Origin of the sequence: Sporosarcina sp. P2 (assembly GCF_002743255.1) — a bacterium.
In the GTDB taxonomy this organism is placed as follows: domain Bacteria; phylum Bacillota; class Bacilli; order Bacillales_A; family Planococcaceae; genus Sporosarcina.
The window spans coordinates 174,071-190,856 of the sequence record NZ_PDYY01000004.1 but is presented as its reverse complement, the minus strand read 5'-3'; the positions used below and the strand labels follow the sequence as shown (position 1 = coordinate 190,856).

General features: G+C 40.7%; 15 protein-coding genes. 7 read left to right on the top strand and 8 right to left on the bottom strand.

Annotation, left to right across the window (positions count from 1 at the left end; genetic code table 11):
* Nucleotides 1-146 precede the first annotated feature (146 nt).
* The gene (locus tag CSV67_RS06380; RefSeq protein ID WP_099630766.1) at nt 147-1,283 is read left to right on the top strand and encodes a CapA family protein; all 1,137 of its coding nucleotides are present in this window, start codon (nt 147-149) and stop codon (nt 1,281-1,283) included.
* A gap of 63 nt (nt 1,284-1,346) precedes the next feature.
* On the opposite strand, the gene CSV67_RS06375 is transcribed toward CSV67_RS06380, so the two are convergent.
* Entirely contained in the window at nt 1,347-1,919 is a 573-nt protein-coding gene (locus CSV67_RS06375) for an SCO family protein (protein ID WP_099630765.1), read from the bottom strand.
* A 358-nt stretch (nt 1,920-2,277) separates the two neighbouring features.
* On the opposite strand from CSV67_RS06375, the gene CSV67_RS06370 reads away from it, so the two are divergent.
* Together CSV67_RS06370 and CSV67_RS06365 are read left to right on the top strand one after the other, a co-directional pair.
* Nucleotides 2,278-3,090: a gluconate 2-dehydrogenase subunit 3 family protein gene (locus tag CSV67_RS06370; protein ID WP_099630764.1), complete on the top strand. Its 813-nt coding sequence runs from the start codon at nt 2,278-2,280 to the stop codon at nt 3,088-3,090.
* A gap of 27 nt (nt 3,091-3,117) precedes the next feature.
* Nucleotides 3,118-4,872 carry a GMC family oxidoreductase gene (locus CSV67_RS06365; protein ID WP_099630763.1) on the top strand — a complete coding sequence of 585 codons (1,755 nt, stop codon included), beginning with the start codon at nt 3,118-3,120 and terminating at the stop codon, nt 4,870-4,872.
* An 89-nt stretch (nt 4,873-4,961) separates the two neighbouring features.
* Here CSV67_RS06365 and CSV67_RS06360 read toward each other — a convergent pair whose 3' ends face one another.
* On the bottom strand, nt 4,962-5,441 hold the full coding sequence (locus CSV67_RS06360) for an OsmC family protein (RefSeq protein ID WP_158232895.1): 480 nt from the start codon (nt 5,439-5,441) through the stop codon (nt 4,962-4,964).
* A gap of 158 nt (nt 5,442-5,599) precedes the next feature.
* Here CSV67_RS06360 and CSV67_RS06355 point away from each other — a divergent pair, with 158 nt between their 5' ends.
* Nucleotides 5,600-6,007, top strand: coding sequence for a hypothetical protein (locus tag CSV67_RS06355; RefSeq protein ID WP_099630761.1), 408 nt, complete (start codon nt 5,600-5,602; stop codon nt 6,005-6,007).
* 407 nt (nt 6,008-6,414) lie between these two features.
* Here CSV67_RS06355 and CSV67_RS06350 read toward each other — a convergent pair whose 3' ends face one another.
* The 4 genes from CSV67_RS06350 to CSV67_RS06335 all read right to left on the bottom strand — a co-directional run bounded on the left by CSV67_RS06350 (nt 6,415) and on the right by CSV67_RS06335 (nt 10,079).
* Entirely contained in the window at nt 6,415-6,807 is a 393-nt protein-coding gene (locus CSV67_RS06350; RefSeq protein WP_099630760.1) for a hypothetical protein, read from the bottom strand.
* Nucleotides 6,808-7,200: 393 nt separating this feature from the next.
* A complete protein-coding gene (locus tag CSV67_RS06345; protein ID WP_099630759.1) occupies nt 7,201-8,277 on the bottom strand; it encodes a S26 family signal peptidase in 1,077 nt (358 codons plus the stop codon).
* Nucleotides 8,270-8,749 (bottom strand): sigma-70 family RNA polymerase sigma factor, encoded by a 480-nt coding sequence (locus CSV67_RS06340; protein WP_233192568.1) that lies wholly within the window; start codon nt 8,747-8,749, stop codon nt 8,270-8,272. Before CSV67_RS06340 ends, CSV67_RS06345 begins: the two co-directional genes overlap by 8 nt.
* 40 nt (nt 8,750-8,789) lie before the next feature.
* Nucleotides 8,790-10,079 carry a polysaccharide deacetylase family protein gene (locus CSV67_RS06335; protein WP_099630757.1) on the bottom strand — a complete coding sequence of 430 codons (1,290 nt, stop codon included), beginning with the start codon at nt 10,077-10,079 and terminating at the stop codon, nt 8,790-8,792.
* Nucleotides 10,080-10,288: 209 nt separating this feature from the next.
* Between CSV67_RS06335 and CSV67_RS06330 the strand changes: the two genes are divergently transcribed.
* Together CSV67_RS06330 and CSV67_RS06325 are read left to right on the top strand one after the other, a co-directional pair.
* A complete protein-coding gene (locus CSV67_RS06330) occupies nt 10,289-10,729 on the top strand; it encodes a cell wall hydrolase (RefSeq protein WP_099630756.1) in 441 nt (146 codons plus the stop codon).
* Between the two features lie 169 nt (nt 10,730-10,898).
* Nucleotides 10,899-13,484 carry a CBS domain-containing protein gene (locus CSV67_RS06325; RefSeq protein ID WP_099630755.1) on the top strand — a complete coding sequence of 862 codons (2,586 nt, stop codon included), beginning with the start codon at nt 10,899-10,901 and terminating at the stop codon, nt 13,482-13,484.
* A gap of 77 nt (nt 13,485-13,561) precedes the next feature.
* Here the strand turns inward: CSV67_RS06325 and CSV67_RS16800 are convergent, their stop codons facing one another.
* Complete coding sequence (locus CSV67_RS16800; RefSeq protein WP_199173142.1) at nt 13,562-14,896, bottom strand: hypothetical protein; 1,335 nt, start codon at nt 14,894-14,896, stop codon at nt 13,562-13,564.
* A 134-nt stretch (nt 14,897-15,030) separates the two neighbouring features.
* Nucleotides 15,031-15,951: an HNH endonuclease gene (locus CSV67_RS06310; RefSeq protein WP_099630754.1), complete on the bottom strand. Its 921-nt coding sequence runs from the start codon at nt 15,949-15,951 to the stop codon at nt 15,031-15,033.
* 397 nt (nt 15,952-16,348) lie between these two features.
* Here CSV67_RS06310 and CSV67_RS06305 point away from each other — a divergent pair, with 397 nt between their 5' ends.
* A complete protein-coding gene (locus tag CSV67_RS06305) occupies nt 16,349-16,786 on the top strand; it encodes a LytTR family DNA-binding domain-containing protein (protein WP_199173141.1) in 438 nt (145 codons plus the stop codon).

Here is a 16,786-nt window from a genome sequence, read left to right as displayed (position 1 = left end):
TGTATGGCGTTTTTTATCTATAAAAATAGAAGAAAATAATATATTATTAAAATTTATATATTTAATTGTTTACTATTACACTAGTGTGCTATCGTTAATTTTATAGATTTACAAGAAATAGTCATTATAGATATGGAGAGATTTTTGTGAAAAGAAAATGGCTTGTTGCATCACTAGGTTTTATTTGGATTATAGGTGGTCTAATTTTATGGAACGATTGGAATAATAGAGAGTTTGCATTATCGACTAAAACGGATGTGCAAACACCACAGAATGCGGCCAAAGATACGTCTGAAAAATTGACTGAAATAGAATCAGATCAAAAACTAGGAGAAACGATTATTCATACGGCGACAATCGGTATGGTTGGCGATGTATTATTACATAATCCAATTTATACATATCCTAACTTCGATTTTGCATTCGAAGCGGTAAAAGAGAAGATGGCTAGTATTGACTTTCTCTTGGCCAATCAGGAATCTATGCCTGGCGGTGTCGAACTTGGTTTATCTACCTATCCAAAATTCAACAGTCCAAAACATATACTCCCCGCTTTACAAGATGTTGGTGTTGATATGGTTTCATTCGCCAACAATCACACATTCGACAAAGGGGAAAACGGTGTGCGCAAGGCGATTGAACATGCGCAACAATATGGCATGCAGTATGTAGGGGCTTATGAATCGTTTAAAGACCGCAAAACAGAACGGATTGTCGAAGTTAACGGTATCAAAATCGGTGTACTCGCTTATACGTACGGTACAAATGTAAAGCTAGACTTGCAAGACAAAGAGTACTTAGTCAACTATATTGATCGTGAACGAATGGAAAATGAAATTCAGCAAATGAAGCCAAAGGTAGACGTGACGATCGTATCCTTACATTGGGGTCCCGAGTATCAACTCGAAACGTCCGAAGATCAAGCGGAACTTGCGCAATTCGTTTCGGATGCGGGTGCTGATGTACTATTCGGACATCACCCACATGTTTTACAACGCTATGGGGAAGTGGGAAATACGAAAGTATTTTTCTCGCTCGGCAATTTCTATTCCGCCCAACCGTTCGATTATACAAACTTCGGTGGAATCGCAAGACTGTCTGTAACGAAAGAACAAACGGGTGATCAAAAGACTGTAACTATCGAAGATCCACGCTTCTTCCCGACTGGCGTCATTAAAGATCAAGAGAAGCGCTTTAAAGTCGTTCCTCTAAATGAAGCCAATTCAACCATTCATTACAATGAAGAATGGGTTGAAAACCATGTCGGTGTACCGAAATGGTAAATAGATAAAAAATAACGCCTTTCTAATCAAGTGATTAGAAAGGCGTTATTTTTTACGTTTCTCCTATTTACCTAACACAGTCTTTACATCTTCTATCAACAATTCATTTTCCGTTGCTGTTAGGCCATCGTATCTTTTCACAATTTCCCCTTCAGGATTAATTAAATAAAAATAATAGCTATGCGCACGTTGGTCTAAAGCTCCACTTTCCAATATAGAAAGGAAGGTATTTCTTGATAATTCCTGAATCGTTTCAAAATCATAGCCTGTCAAAAAACTCATCGTACGGAGATCTGCTCCAAAATCTGCAGCATAGTTCCTTAATACTTCGGGTGTATCATTTTCTGGATCTATACCAAATGAGATAATACGAGGTTCCAAACCCTCTTCCTTTAATCTCTCTTGAACACCGACCATATTAGCGGTCGTTCTTGGGCATACGGTGATGCAGTTGGTATAGGAGAAATAAGCAATCCACCAGTCACCTTTTAAATCCTTCAAGCCAAGCGGTTGGTCGTCTTGTGTAGTAAATTCAAAGTCTGGCATGGTTTCGGACATATTCGTTTCGATCTTCTTATTGCAACCACTTAATATAAGAATGGTTGTAAATAGAAGTATAGCCATTTTTACTTTCATTAAGATCCTCCTTCGTTTCGTATGACGCAATACATAATGTGATTTTCCAACAATTAACTCTCGTGTGTTATTGCTCGATTTTAGTAAATAATTGTAGGCCTGAAATGATTGTATCATCATTTATTCCAACCTGACGTATTTGATCAGTTTTATTCCATCAACTACATAACGGCACTGTACTACAGTCTACTCCTTCTTCACTTACTAAATCAAAAAACTCAATAAAAGTAGGATAAATGAATAGTAAGTTGTCTAAATTTGATAAATAAGGGTATGATAAAACAGTAGAGTTTATGGAAAAATTCCAATGTTCAGTTTACCAATCAATAATTTCTTTTATGTATAAGGAGGAGTTAGGATGGCCGATCAACAACCACCCAAAGACGTAAATAGCAAACCGCAACACGAGCAAGATAGTAGCCGGAGAAATTTCCTGAAAAATACTGGACTCGTAGCTGGTGGACTCGTCGGTGGATCTCTTTTTGGAGGTCTAATCTCAGGCGGTTTGGATAAGAAAAATGATCAACATGACAAGACAGCTGGAAACGAGGGCAATAAAGGCATTGAAGTAACGCAAGCACGTCAATTCTTCACACGTCATCAAGATTTCAAAGTATTAAATGCAGCAACAGAACAAATTTTACCTGAAGACGAACTCGGTCCTGGCGCCATTAAATTAGGTGTACCTTATTATATTGACAAACAACTAGCAGGACGCTGGGGTGTCAATGCATACGATTACCGACATGCTCCATACGCTATTGATTTGAAGGAAGTCGATCAAACTGCAGGACCAGGCGGAGAACAGTCGATTTTGGATCGCGGCATGATCTTCTTGCTAGGATTACGTAAAATGGACGAGGAAAGTCAAAAGCGTTTCGGAGTCACGTTTGATCAAGCAACTGAAGAGCAACAAATAGAAATCATGACGGACGTCGAAGCAAATAAAGTGAAGATGAGAGGTGTAAAAGCTTCTGAGTTTTTCATTCTGTTAAAACAAGCGACATTAGAAGGCGCTTACTGTGATCCATTGTATGGCGGCAATTTCAATATGGAAGGCTGGAAAATGAAAGAGTTTCCCGGCGCAGTGGCTTCCTACTCCAACTATATTGAATCGGATGAATTTGTAAAGTTGGATCCCGTCAGCCTGAGAGATTACCAAGGTCACTAAAAATAGAAACCGTGAGGAGGATATGCAATGGTTAAAAAACTTGAAAAAGTAGATGCAGTCATCGTAGGTTCAGGTTGGGTCGGAGGAATCGCGGCGGCTGAACTTACGAAAGCTGGATATAATGTGGTCATATTGGAACGAGGTAAAAATAAAAAGCATGAAGACTATATTGGCACGAAAGACGAACTGCGCTATTCTAAACGGTATGATCTCATGCAAGAATTGAATAAGGACACGATTACTTCTCGTAACTCCATGAGCAAAGAAGCAATACCGGTTCGGAATAATATGAACGCACGTCTTGGAAACCATACGGGAGGCGCAGGTGTACATTGGAACGGGATAGCTTTCCGCTGGTTGCCATATGATTTCGAAATTTACAGTAAGACTGTAGAGCGCTATGGTAAAGATAAAATCCCTAAAGAATCGACCATGCAGGATTGGGGGATTACATATGATGAGCTCGAGCCATATTATGATCGGTATGAAAAAACAGCTGCCATCTCAGGCGAAGAAAACCCAATTGGTCCTCCACGTTCCGATAAGTACCCCAATCCGCCAATGAAAGAAACGCCGAATATTCGTCTGTTCATGAAAGCAACGAAAGCTCTTGGTTATCATCCCTATCGTATTCCGTCTGCGAATGCTTCAAAAACGTACACCAATCCGGACGGTGAAACAATCAACGGGTGCGTATACTGTGCATTTTGTGAAGAGTATGGTTGTGACTTTGGAGCGAAAGCGGATCCGATCGGTACGGTACTCAAGACGGCACATAAAACAGGTAAGATGGAAATTCGTAATGACGCGTTCGTGAATCGAGTAAGCCACGACGGAAAAAAAGCGAACGGATTAATCTATACCGATACCACGACTGGAGAAGAATTCGAACAACTAGCAGATATCGTAGTACTTGCAGGTTTCGTCTTTACGAATACGAAGTTGTTGTTACACTCTAAAATCGGACAGCCCTACGATCCGAAAACAGGACAAGGTATCATCGGCAAGAACTTCACAGGCCACTTCAACAACTTGTCAACGTATATTGGCGCTCGCGGATTCTTCGAAGACAAGAAGTTCAATAATTTCATGGGTGCTGGCGGGTTGGGTGCGACGATCGATGATTTCAGTGGGGACAATGAAGATCACACGAACCTAGACTTCTTGCATGGCTATGAAGTGCACTACAGTCAACTTGGTTCACGTCCTATTGCCAATAACGCAGTTCCATATGATACACCTGGTTGGGGTAAAGAATTTAAAAAGAATTCTATAAAATATTATAATCGTAACCTATTCATCACACCACAAAGTGGCTTCTTGCCGAACAAGAATACGTATATGGATCTGGACCCAACATATAAAGATGCACTCGGCAATCCACTTCTTCGTGTCACCGTTGAATATGCAAAACAAGACATCGCACGTGCGAAAGCAGGCGTCGCACGCTGTGAAGAGATCATGAAAGAAATGGGTGCAGACAAAATGAACGTCGACGTGGTGAAAGACGATACGGTATTTGACCATAAATTCTATACGGATCACTTCTTCGGTGGTGCCATCATGGGAGCTTCTCCTGAAAACTCCGCAGTCAACACCTACTCACAAATGTGGGATATGGAAAACCTATTCGTCGTAGGCGGGTCCTCATTCCCACATAACAGTAACTACAATCCAACTGTTACGATTGGTGCATTCGCTTATCGTGCAGCGGAAGGCATGATTAAGTTCTTAAAAGAAGGCGGCAATGTTGCAGCCAAACCACTTGAAAAGGACGCTTGAGTTTCGAGTATATAAATACGCCATCACCTTATCTGAATTGACAAGGTGATGGCGTATTTTGTATATACATATCTCATAGCTTTATGAAATCACTTAATATGCAATATAACTTCTTCCTTCAAACTGGAAAGAATGGGTGAACGTTCAACCGCAATAGCCGCAATCTCTGCCAGTTGACCTTTATTCGTAGTAGACTCGGCAGATAAAACGATCATCGGCTTCATAATACCGCTATTGCCGCTTTGAATTCCAAGAAATGGTGCTTTATCGCATACGCCAGTGAAAACAATCTCTGCTCTGTCAACCGTCACTCCCTGATTATACGCTTCCAAATGGAATGTAACACCAAAACTAGTAGTTGCCGCGGCGATTAATAATTCAATCGGCATAACTTGTTTTTCTCCTGGCTTCGCAATACCTTTCAGATCAATCTCTTGTAGATCTTTCGTTTCGAGCGACATCATTTCCCCTACTACATAATGGCACGTTCCTTGCCATTCACTAATCGCAAGTGACGGATCTGCCTCTATTAATTTCTTCATTTCATTCATAATTTTGGTTGTACTCATATTGATTGCCTCCAAATTATACTTCTTGTATCCATTATACATCCACTACCTAAATTTGCTAATGAGGAGCATCCCCCTTTTTTCGAATACTTTATCGTGCAACTTTTTTCTATTTTCAACGTTATCTATACTACTCACCTACTGAAGGGGTGCTTTATATGAGGAAGAAGAAAATGGTTTGGGTTGTCTTTGCCACTTTGTTTCTACTAGTATGTAATACGTTTTTTCTTCATCGCGCAACTGAAGACCCTTTGCTTGCTAATAGAATTGAGGAATTAGCAAGGAGCGGTGTGACCGAAATCTCCTTAACGTCTCTAACTGATTTCGAGTGGAATAAAGCGATGGTTTACGGTCCCTATACTTCGAAAGAAATAATCGAAGGCTCACTGAATAGTAAATTAAAAGGAAGTACGCAAGGAATTGAATACAGAGATGATCTATTTTTACTCGTATTTGCAAAAGATCGATACGTAGTCAAAACGGTTGAGCTATCTAGAAGAAGTGTTGATTACTCGAAAAATGATCAACTGCTCACCACTGCGGATGATGTTTTAATGATTCACTAATGCCGCTGCGTCTAATTCCGTTTGAACCATGAATTTAAGCGGATTATTACGTGTCATAGGTAACGCCTCCTTTGCACACTATATAGAGTCAGAAAGAGAAAAGAATACAAGGTGTGGAAATATTTTTTCCACACGCACTATATCTTTTTTTGTAGTTTGTTTAAGTGCTTAGGTTATTGCTGGTAACAAAACACTCGATTGGAATGGAGCAAAACACTCGACTGAGTAGACTATTTCTATCTCCTCGTCGTACCTACATGAAAAGACAATCAAAACTCCTATCCTTTGAAACCATCTCAAGTGAAAGCAAGGCACTTGCCGCATTTCATTTTTTCATCAATAAAACAACAGACAAGCTTTATTAAAAGCCTGTCTGCCATTTGAAACTTTCTTTATGTTTTTAGAACTTATTTCTGGAACATACTTTCAATCAAATCTTCCATATCTTCCGCGGCATGCTGTTCCTTCGACTGAAGGACATCCAACTCCCCGCTCTCCATCGCTTCCACGCTAAACTTCTCCGTCTTCTCTTCTACACAATGGACGAATACGGTATAGGCTTCTTTCAGTTCATTGCCCTCCGTTTCAAAGGCATTCGGAACTTCCAATGCATTCATGTCAGCGAGGATCTGCTTGAACTCTTCTACTTTCACTAACCATTGTTCTTTCATCGCTGCTATATCCAGCTTTTGTTTTGAAATGAATTCTTCGGAAATGCCTTCGTACTCTTCCGACGCTATGATTAAGCGTTCGTGTAATCCAATGATTTTCTGTAAATAATCTTTTCTACTGAGTGCCATAGTATCATCTCCTAATATGAATTTATACGTTTAGTATTTCATCATACATCTCCTCATGCAAAGAGGAAAGTCTAGGCACTTCTTTGTTAATTTTTAAATTGAAATTCTTGCCTTTTTGATCAAACAGAACGAGTTCCGTATCCGTAACATCCAGTATGTATAAACACCAGACCGGCTCTATATAGCGAGCGGTTGGTTGACGGCTTATGCAAAACAGTTGCCAGTCTGGTGTCTTTTCTATTTCTTACTCCCATAATACTTCCCATTTTCTTAACTAGTGAAAACCAGGCTGGCTCTATAAGCGAGCGGTTGGTTGACGGCTTGTGCTGAACAGGTGCCAACCTGGTTTGCGTGAAAGATGTATGCATCACCTCCTTTACAGAGTGCTGTACATTATTTTTCCACTATCCATTGACCGGAGCTTGTATCCCTTCCCATAGTGAACACTTGCTCCACGACGCCTTCACGACCATATTGATAACGAATTTCTACTTTATCATCGGCAATCGGAATCGCTCGACGATACGCCGCCTCAAGGAATAGCTCTCCAATTCGACTCGTTTGTGCGAAAAACTCGGATTCAGGCAGTTTATCCAATCCTGTTAGCTGGTCATATAAATATAAATCAAAGTACTGCTCAGCTGAATAGTCGCTCTTGAGTTGGTCTGTCAGATAATCTATATAGATAGATTCGGTTTTTTCTTCGGTTGCCACGCCAATCAGTTCACCATAAATCTTGTGTACAGGCGTGATCGTCGCTCCTTGCACAGTGTCTTTTGCCGGGAAATGGTTCAATAATAGGTATTCCCTAGCGTTTAACAGCTGATCATACCCGCCAGCAATGGTGATATTTTGTTTCTTATACCGATCCATCAATTCGGAGGATAACTCGTGACCGTTGACGTGCAGCTTGCCATTTTGCAATACAACCCGGTCTCCAGGAACCGCTACGACTTCATAATAGACACCTGTATACGTAGGCAAGTGACTATTCGTATTCGTAAATGTGCGTACCACATCCCCGAGTTCATAGACCGAAGCATCATACAGATCTGCCTTACGTTCTATAACGGGATGATACGTATCCGGACTCCACTGTAATGAAAAGGATTCGTCATCGACATATAATAGACCGTCCACTTTCTTTACTACAGGTAATGAAGAAAATTCTTCGTAATCAATAGCTGATAGTTGATCTTTCTTTTGTAAAGCAGAAATGATAGCCATATCATCAAGTGGATCATACGGCGTTCCTGGACCTTGATCAGATGAGAATTGATTATCTGAAACTAGGTTAAACACTAACAACAAAGCCACAACTGGCAGTGCTGCCGTGACCAGCAGCGCTTGCCAAGAAAAACGTCTCCTTTGTGAAGGGTGAAGGGTTTCATGTACCCGCTGTTTGATTCGTCGTTCCTGTTCCTTTGTATCTCCCATCATTTGGTCCAGTTTTTGTTTGAAATCATTCATAGGTTTCTACCTCCTCTTTCACAAAAAATTCCTTGAGTTGTAACTTGGCTCTTCGTAACCGAGTCTTGACAGTATTTTCATTGAGCCCAAGAAATTCTGCGATCTCCGCAATCGATTGTTCGTCATAATAATATAAAAGTAATGGCTCGCGGTATTTCAAAGGCAGCTGAAATAAATGCCTTTCTAATGAAGCCAGCTGCTCTTTCTCTAGTAGTTGTTGTTCCGAGCTTTTGGATGATACAAAAATCGTCTCAAACACCACATCTTTTTTATGCTTCCAGGAGCGCAAATAATCTTTTGCACGATTCGCAGTCATTTTAGTTAAGTACGTTTTAATAGAAGCTTCATTACGGAACTGGTCACTCTTCTGGAAATACGTAACAAAGACTTCTTGTACGACGTCTTCCGCGGTTGACCAGTTTTTTACGTATAAATAAGCGATACGTACTAAATAACGCGAATGTTCATTCATGATTTGATCCATTTCATTCATCTGGGCTAGTCACTCTCTTCTATGGCCATCTCATGTCTCCGTCAACATACGTTGCAAAATCCTTAAATGACCTTTTTTCTGTCATGCCAAAGCGGTTCACTTCATAATTGGATCGATCCATATTGGCATATCCTTCGACTGTCGTATAGCCGATCAGCAATCCTACTTCTTTCGCCGCCGCAATAAACTCTTCATTATATTGTCCATATGGGTATGCGATAGAAACGGCTGAAGGCACATGTTGTAAATTCTTCTGTAAATCATCTATGATTTCTTCTTCTGTATGTTCGAATACTAAACCTGCTCCACTTTCCTTACCTAGCTCATGCAATGCACATGTATGGGCTTCGAACTGAAATACATCTTGCAGTTCAACAAGGTCTTCCACAGTCAAATACTTCAGAAGGCCTCCACCGTCAAATGGCGGACCGTCTTTATCTCGATCCATACGAGATGAAATAATATGTTGAAGCGAAGTAAAGCCATATTGTTTCAAGATAGGATAGGCGTATTCTTTGGATGACAATAAACCATCATCAAATGTTATAATCAACGCTTTCTCCGGCACAACGAGTCGGCCTTCCAAGTAATCATATAACTGTTGTGAGGTCAATGTCGTAAATTGCTCATCTGCCAAATACGCCATCTGCTTTTCAAAGTTTTCGGATGAAATCGTACTGATCTCTGTTTTCATCTGTTTACGGGGCAGCACTTGGTGATACAGCAATACTGGTAACCCTTCATCCATTTCTACTGAAGGCTTATGGATATAACCAGCCCGTTCACCTATTTTGATAACATACCAATCTTTTTCTTCCTGTATAATAGGATAGCGATAGCCTTTTCTTAGTTGAATGAGAACATCACTTTCAAGATTCGCTTCCGTATATACAGGAGTTTGTTGATCCGTTTTTACAGCACCTAGTCGTTCTGTATGTAAAGGAGTTTTCATCACATTCTTTTCTACTTTTGCCTGACCTTTACGAATGAAAGCTGGCATTTTGCCTACTCGAATTTCGTAATATTCCTCATCTTCTCCTATGAGCGCAACCGCTTGATTGGCTTGCAGTTCACCAATTCGCTTTAGGTTCCCTTGCTTCATAAAAATCGGTTGATTGTTTGTCAGCGTCAATACTTGATCAAATTCTTTTTCTGTAATGAACGGTTTACTTTGTATCGTCTCTGCAAAAGCTGTCGCTGATTGCTCATGGAACAATGGTACTTCATTCAAATTCCACTTGACCTCATTTCCCATTATAAATAGGAGTAAGCTCGCAAGTAACAGCAGACAACTATATATTTTCTTCATGTGAATCCCCCTATTATCATTTGCGCACCCTATAGACGGAGGATTCCTAAAAAGGTTTCAAAAATGTTTTAGTAAGTTTTTGATAAGATACTTTTTATCGCTCATTGTAAGATTATCGTTCATTCTTTTTACAAAGTTCTTCAGTCGATTTTTCTCCAAATGTAACATCATTTCCACTTGTTCTCATACACTATAATGAGGTGAAAACTATGGCGAGAGTCAAATACCGAGATTCAGATGTCGCATTAATGGCTAGAATGATGAGAGCGGAAGCCGAAGCGGAAGGAAATCAAGGAATGCTCTATGTCGGAAATGTCATTGTCAATCGTGCAGTAGCCGATTGCCTGGACTTCAATGATGTACGGTCCATAAACGATGTAATCTTCCAAATACAAGGCAATAATTATTCATTCGAAGCCGTACAAAAAGGAAACTTATTTTATCAACGCGCGAGAGAATCTGAAAAAAAATTAGCTGAACAGACGTTAACGTACTGGCGACAACATCCCGCTCAATATGCGCTATGGTACTTCAATCCATATGCTCCCTGTCCCCCTACTTGGTACGGGCAACCGTTTACCGGGCAGTTCAAAAATCATTGTTTCTATGAGCCGCAAGCTGGTACGTGCGAAAGTGTGTATATTGGATAAGGCTTGTACCCTATATTAGACTCAATTGAACATTTTGGCCGGTGATGATAAACTAGTCCTATAAACACAATCGAACGTAAAGAGTAACCACCTTCCACTGGGTCAGGGTAGAAGGTGGTTACTTTTCTATTTATATTACTAAATAACTTTCAAACAGGAGGTACTATCCGTGCAAATTATTACATCACACGTCAATACAGACTTCGACGCACTTGCTTCGATGATCGCAGCAAAAAAATTGTATCCCGATGCACAGCTCATTATTTCCGATAAGCTCGAAAGCCGCGTTCAACGTTTTCTAAATATGTACCGTGATGTCTTCGACTTTGTGCCGAGCGCTCGGGTGGACTGGGAACAAGTAACAGAAATGATTATCGTCGATGTCGCATCTTTATCTAGAATAGGAAAACTTCCTGACGATTTTGATGCATCGAAACGGAAAATCATCGTCTACGACCATCACCAAAAAGGTGAAAACGACGTGCAGTATGATGAAGGCATCGTGGAATTAACTGGCGCTGCAGTCACTCTACTTATTGAAGAAATACGTAAACAAAATATAGCCATTTCTAGTTTCGAAGCTTCATTATTCGGACTAGGCCTGTATACAGATACAGGGAAATTTACATATGCAAACACGACCGTGCGGGACATGAAGGCAGCTACCTATTTACTCGAGCAAGGAATGAGCCTTGAAATGGTCAGTAGTTTTGCAGAAGAAACGTTAACATCCGAACAGCAAGATTTATTGAATCAGCTACTTACACATACTGAAATTCATGAAGTCGATGGCCTGGAGATTGCCGTAAGCACGCATGAATTGGACCACTTCGTCAATGGCCTAGCCTTAATTACAACAAAGGTATTAGGCGTTAAAGGTACGGATGCGGTAATAACCGTCGTTAAAATGAAAAACACCGTGTGCGTCGTGGGCCGTGCGAATTCAGAACGAATCACGTTGCTACCTATTCTAAAAAAGCTTGGAGGCGGCGGACACCAACACGCAGGTTCCGCTACGGTGAAAAAAGGAAATAAAGAAGCAATTCTCGAAGACATCCTTAGCAGCATGGAATCGATACTACGCACGGCAGTTACCGCAAAAGAGTTGATGACTTCTCCCGTTAAAACATTAACTCCCGATACCACGATTGAAGAAGCCGGTCGTCGTATGTATCGCTATGGACACTCTGGCTATCCTATCGTTGAAAATGGAAAACTAGTCGGTCTCATTACTAGACGTGATCTCGATAAAGCGAATCACCATGGACTTGGTCATGCGCCTGTCAAAGCGTATATGACGACTAAACTCTACACGATCGGACCGGATGCTTCGCTCGAAGAAATTCAGGAACTCGTCATTACACACAACATTGGCCGGTTACCCGTTATCGAGAATGGAGAAATCGTCGGTATTGTGACTCGATCTAATATTATCCAAGTACTGTACAGTGATATGACGGCAGATAAAAAAGCAACAAGTACTCTCTCTTCTAATGAGCTGATTGAAAAAATGAAAAAGCAATTATCCGAAGAGGCTTTACAGCAGTTGAAAGAAATCGGAGAAACAGCCAGTCACATCGACATGCCTGTTTATTTAATCGGTGGGATTGTACGAGATATTTTATTGGACAAGCCAAATTACGACATCGATATTGTGGTGGAAGGTAATGGAATCGAATTGGCGAATCGTATGATGGAAACAAATGGTGGCGACGTCGTGGAACATGAAAACTTTGGCACGGCGACATGGAACACGCCATCCGGTTTATCCATCGATATGGTGTCGTCTCGACTCGAATTTTACGAACAGCCTGCTGCTTTACCCGAGATTGAGACATCCGTTCTTGGCGATGATTTGCAGCGACGTGATTTCACGATCAACGCCATGGCCATTCGTCTGAATGCCGAAGCGTTCGGTGAATTGATTGATCCGTTTGGAGGACAGAACGATCTACGCGAGAAGAAAATCAAAATCCTTCATAATATGAGTTTTGTCGAAGACCCTACCCGCATTTTCCGAGCGGTTCGCTTTGAACAACGTTTCGATTTTGCGATGGATGAACAGACAGAAAAGCTAGCTCTCGAGTCGATCGACAAAGTAATCCACTTGTCACCACAACGCATTAATGAAGAGATGATTCGTTTATTTACGGAAGGCAGTCCGAAAGAAGTCATTCGACGCCTGTTCAACTTGAACGTTTGGCAACAGTTCGGTGTAAACGAAAAACAGCTGGATGCTTCAGTCGTTACAGCTGAAAGTTTAGAACAACTTTACAACGAACAAGTACGAAAGATTTCCAATTTGAAGATCAGTGAAAAACCTAGTTGGTTCAATTACTTTTTACTACCATTCTATTGTAATGATAGTTTGTATGCCGCAGAGAAATTCACGTTGCGGAAAAACAGAAAAAAATTGCTGGAAGAAGTCATGGAATTACAACGACATGAACAATGGAAAGAATCCACACAAACTGGAGATTACCATCTGTTTTTGCATAACTTCTCCGATGAAGCCATCTTGTTTATTCTAATAGCTGATCAAGTGCCTTATAAGGAATCTGTCATTGCGTATTTATATAATCGCAACACACTTCAAAGTTATTTAAACGGTGGCGATTTAGTAAAAGCGGGACTCAAGCCAGGTCCAACATTCTCTAAGATTTTACTACAGTTGGAAGTGAGTCAGCTAAACGGAGAGGTTTCATCGAAAGAAGAAGCCGATCAGTGGTTGGAAGAGTATTTGTGTACGTTGTAACGAATAAACGCAAAACACCTGGCATGCTAGAGTGACTCTCTAACTTGCCAGGTGTTTTCCTATACTAAAGATTTTTCTTAATTCGAACCCGCTCTAAATCCAGACTTATCATAACCGTATTTATCATAACCACGTCTATCGTAGCCAAGTTTATTAAAGCCTTTTCGGTCATAGCGGTCCGCATCATAGCCCGACTTATCATACCCCTGATCATCCCGGTCCGTTCCATTTCGATGGAGTCCTTGAGGAGTGAAGCCATTGCAGTCGAATCCTTTTGTATCATATTTCGTACCATTGGCATGTTTGCCATCCCGATTGAAACCATATCGATCATAACCGAATCGGTTGTAGCCTTCTTTATTAAAACCGTTCTTATCATAACCTTGTAGATTAAAACCTTTTTTATCATACCCTTGTCGATTTCGACCATTCTTCCCGAAACCTTCTCGATCAACGCCTGCTTTATTGAAGCCATCACGATTATAGCCTTCACGATCCATGTCATGTTTATTGAAACCTTGCGCATCATAGCCTTCCGAATCATAGCCAAGCGAATTCAAGCCCGATGCATCGTATCCTGCCCGGTCAAAACCGTCACGATTGTAACCGTGCTGATCATAACCTTCTTCATCATACGTCTTTTCACTAATATGTGCGCCGTCGCGTGTAAAGCCTTCACGGTTGTATCCTCTTTTATTGAAACCTTGTGCATCAAAGCCTGCTTGATCAAAGCCGTGATCATCAAATGGACTGTTATTTAAATGAACGCCTTGAAAATCAAAGCCTTTGCCGTCATACATCGTACCGTTCATATGCTTGCGATCACGATTGAAACCTCTTTTGTCATAGCCGAATTTATTATAGCCTTGGCGATTAAAACCGTTCTTATCGTAGCCTAACTTATTAAATCCATCCGTTCCATACCCTTGGGCACTCACACCGTATTTATTGAAGCCGTATTTATCATACCCTTGCTTATTAAAACCCGCACGGTTGAAGCCATGGACGTCATAACCGTCTCTGTTATAGCCATTCTTGTGAAAGCCCTGTCGATTGAAACCATCCACTTTATAGCCTTCTTTGTCATACCCTTGGACGTTATAACCACTTTTATTATACCCGTCTGCGTCATAACCATAACGGTCATAACCCGTTCGATCAAAGCCTGCTTTATTATAACCCGTTGCCCTAAACCCTTCTTTGTCATACCCTTGATTATTATAGCCGTTTTTGTCAAAGCCCTGTGCATCAAAGCCATACTTATCAAAACCACTGGCATTAAACCCTTGTTCATTAAATCCATGACGATCAAAACCAAACTTATTAAAGCCGCGTCTGTCAAAACCTTCACTATTATAAATTGTCGTATCTCGTTCTATGTTTTTATCTCTTAACGGATCCCCATAATTCATGTCGTACCTCCGCACACTATGTTATCGAATTCACACTCTCTATGCATCATACTACAAAAAGAGGGTAAACTCACCAAGTTTTGCAAGGCGATCGGTGAAGTATGGTGATTTAACCGGAACTAGAGCGTTTAGATCTATTCCTTAAACATATGCTTCTTATGCCATTTTAAATACGGCTTGTTCTTCTCCGTTCGGTTCACTCTCATCTTGCTATGCAATCCATACGTCTCGTAATCCCCTTCAGGAATTCTAGATGAAATATGAATCTTGCCTGTTCCGTCAAACGCAATGAAGCCGTTATGATAGAGAGCATCATGATTGCGACAGAGAAGAATGCCGTTGTTCGGATCGATGCGCTCGTTATTCGTGCAATCTTTCCATGGTTTAGCGTAGCTAGCTTGCAATAATTCCGGTAGCTCGATATCACATAAAGCGCACTGATCATTCCATAGTTGCATAAGTTCATGGCGGAATCGCTGATGGCCCAGTCGCACTTTCGTTTTCGTTTCCGATTCGGTTTCAGCAAGTACCGGAATGAGAAAATCATGCTCCGTCTTCTGAACGGTACCCATGACGAACTCCAATTGTTCTTCATCGATTTCGTAAATATTTAAATCCGCGATCAACTCAACCAATTTACAAGTCAGTTGTTCGTTACACGGATAAAGATAGCCTTGATTTCCATTGCCGTTCTCTTGAAATGCAGAATACTTAATCGGCAATAGTGGTAAAAGTTCATGGAAACAATCCGCAACCGTCAACGGTTTATCGAGTTCGTGATACTCCACTTCCACTAAGTACCCTTTGGCGTCTTCACTGTCTGCCAAGGGAATCGCAGACGGCTTTCGCTCCTCGCGGTAACTTGACTTCGCTACACTTATGGCGACCATATCCCCTTTTACATAATGAAAGATACGATCCCCTTCACGCACTTCTTTCATCCGTTCCCAAAAATGATGAACATTGCCTATACTGTCTTGTTGCAATGACCAAAGCACACCTAACTCTTTCTCTTCATCGTATGTACGTCCTTGCATAACGATATAACTTTGCATCGTGCTTCACTCCTTTGCGAACTGATGTATTGCTTCTCTCTTGATTATAACGAAATTGACTATCTTTCAACAGCCGATTGATTAATTGCATAGTGTTACCTTTCTATTCGATTAAAACAGTGACTAGTGAATTATACAATTCCAAGACACTTGCGCTAAATAAACTCTTTACTAAGTTCATTTTTTTAATAAAGTCTCCCACTCCATACTAATATGAGGGACCCCTGCATTATTCATCTGCTTCAGCGTTACGAAATGTCCAATTCATTCACCAATCATTTGAACCGTAACGGCTCTTCATGCAACTAAACCCCTTCTATATGCAGGTCACTGTAAAAGCTATTGTTCGATTTTCATGACCGTGATACGATTCAGCCATGAAGACTAACTAGAGGTGATGACCATCCGGCTGAAAATTGAAGAATCCAATGAATTTCAGGAGATTGAAATCACCATTAGATGTCCTGAAATAGATGAGCGCTTATCCCGTCTCATACGTCAGATCAACCAAATGATGTATAGCTTTACAGTTACAAAAGATGACGCTGTATTTTCGATACAATCCAGTGATGTTCTATATATCGAAACAGTAGACAATGCCTCCTTTTTGTACACACAGGAAGACGTCTATGAAAGCGAACTGAAGCTTTATGAATTTGAGAATCAATTGAAAAATACGCGATTTCTACGAGTCAGCAAACATATGATGGTCAATACATCCAAAATAGAAAGTGTGCGTGCGTTATTGAATGGGCGATTTGAAGCAACCTTGGAAAACGGTGAAATGGTCATCGTGAATCGACACTACGCAAAATATTTCGAAAGCATTTCCTAG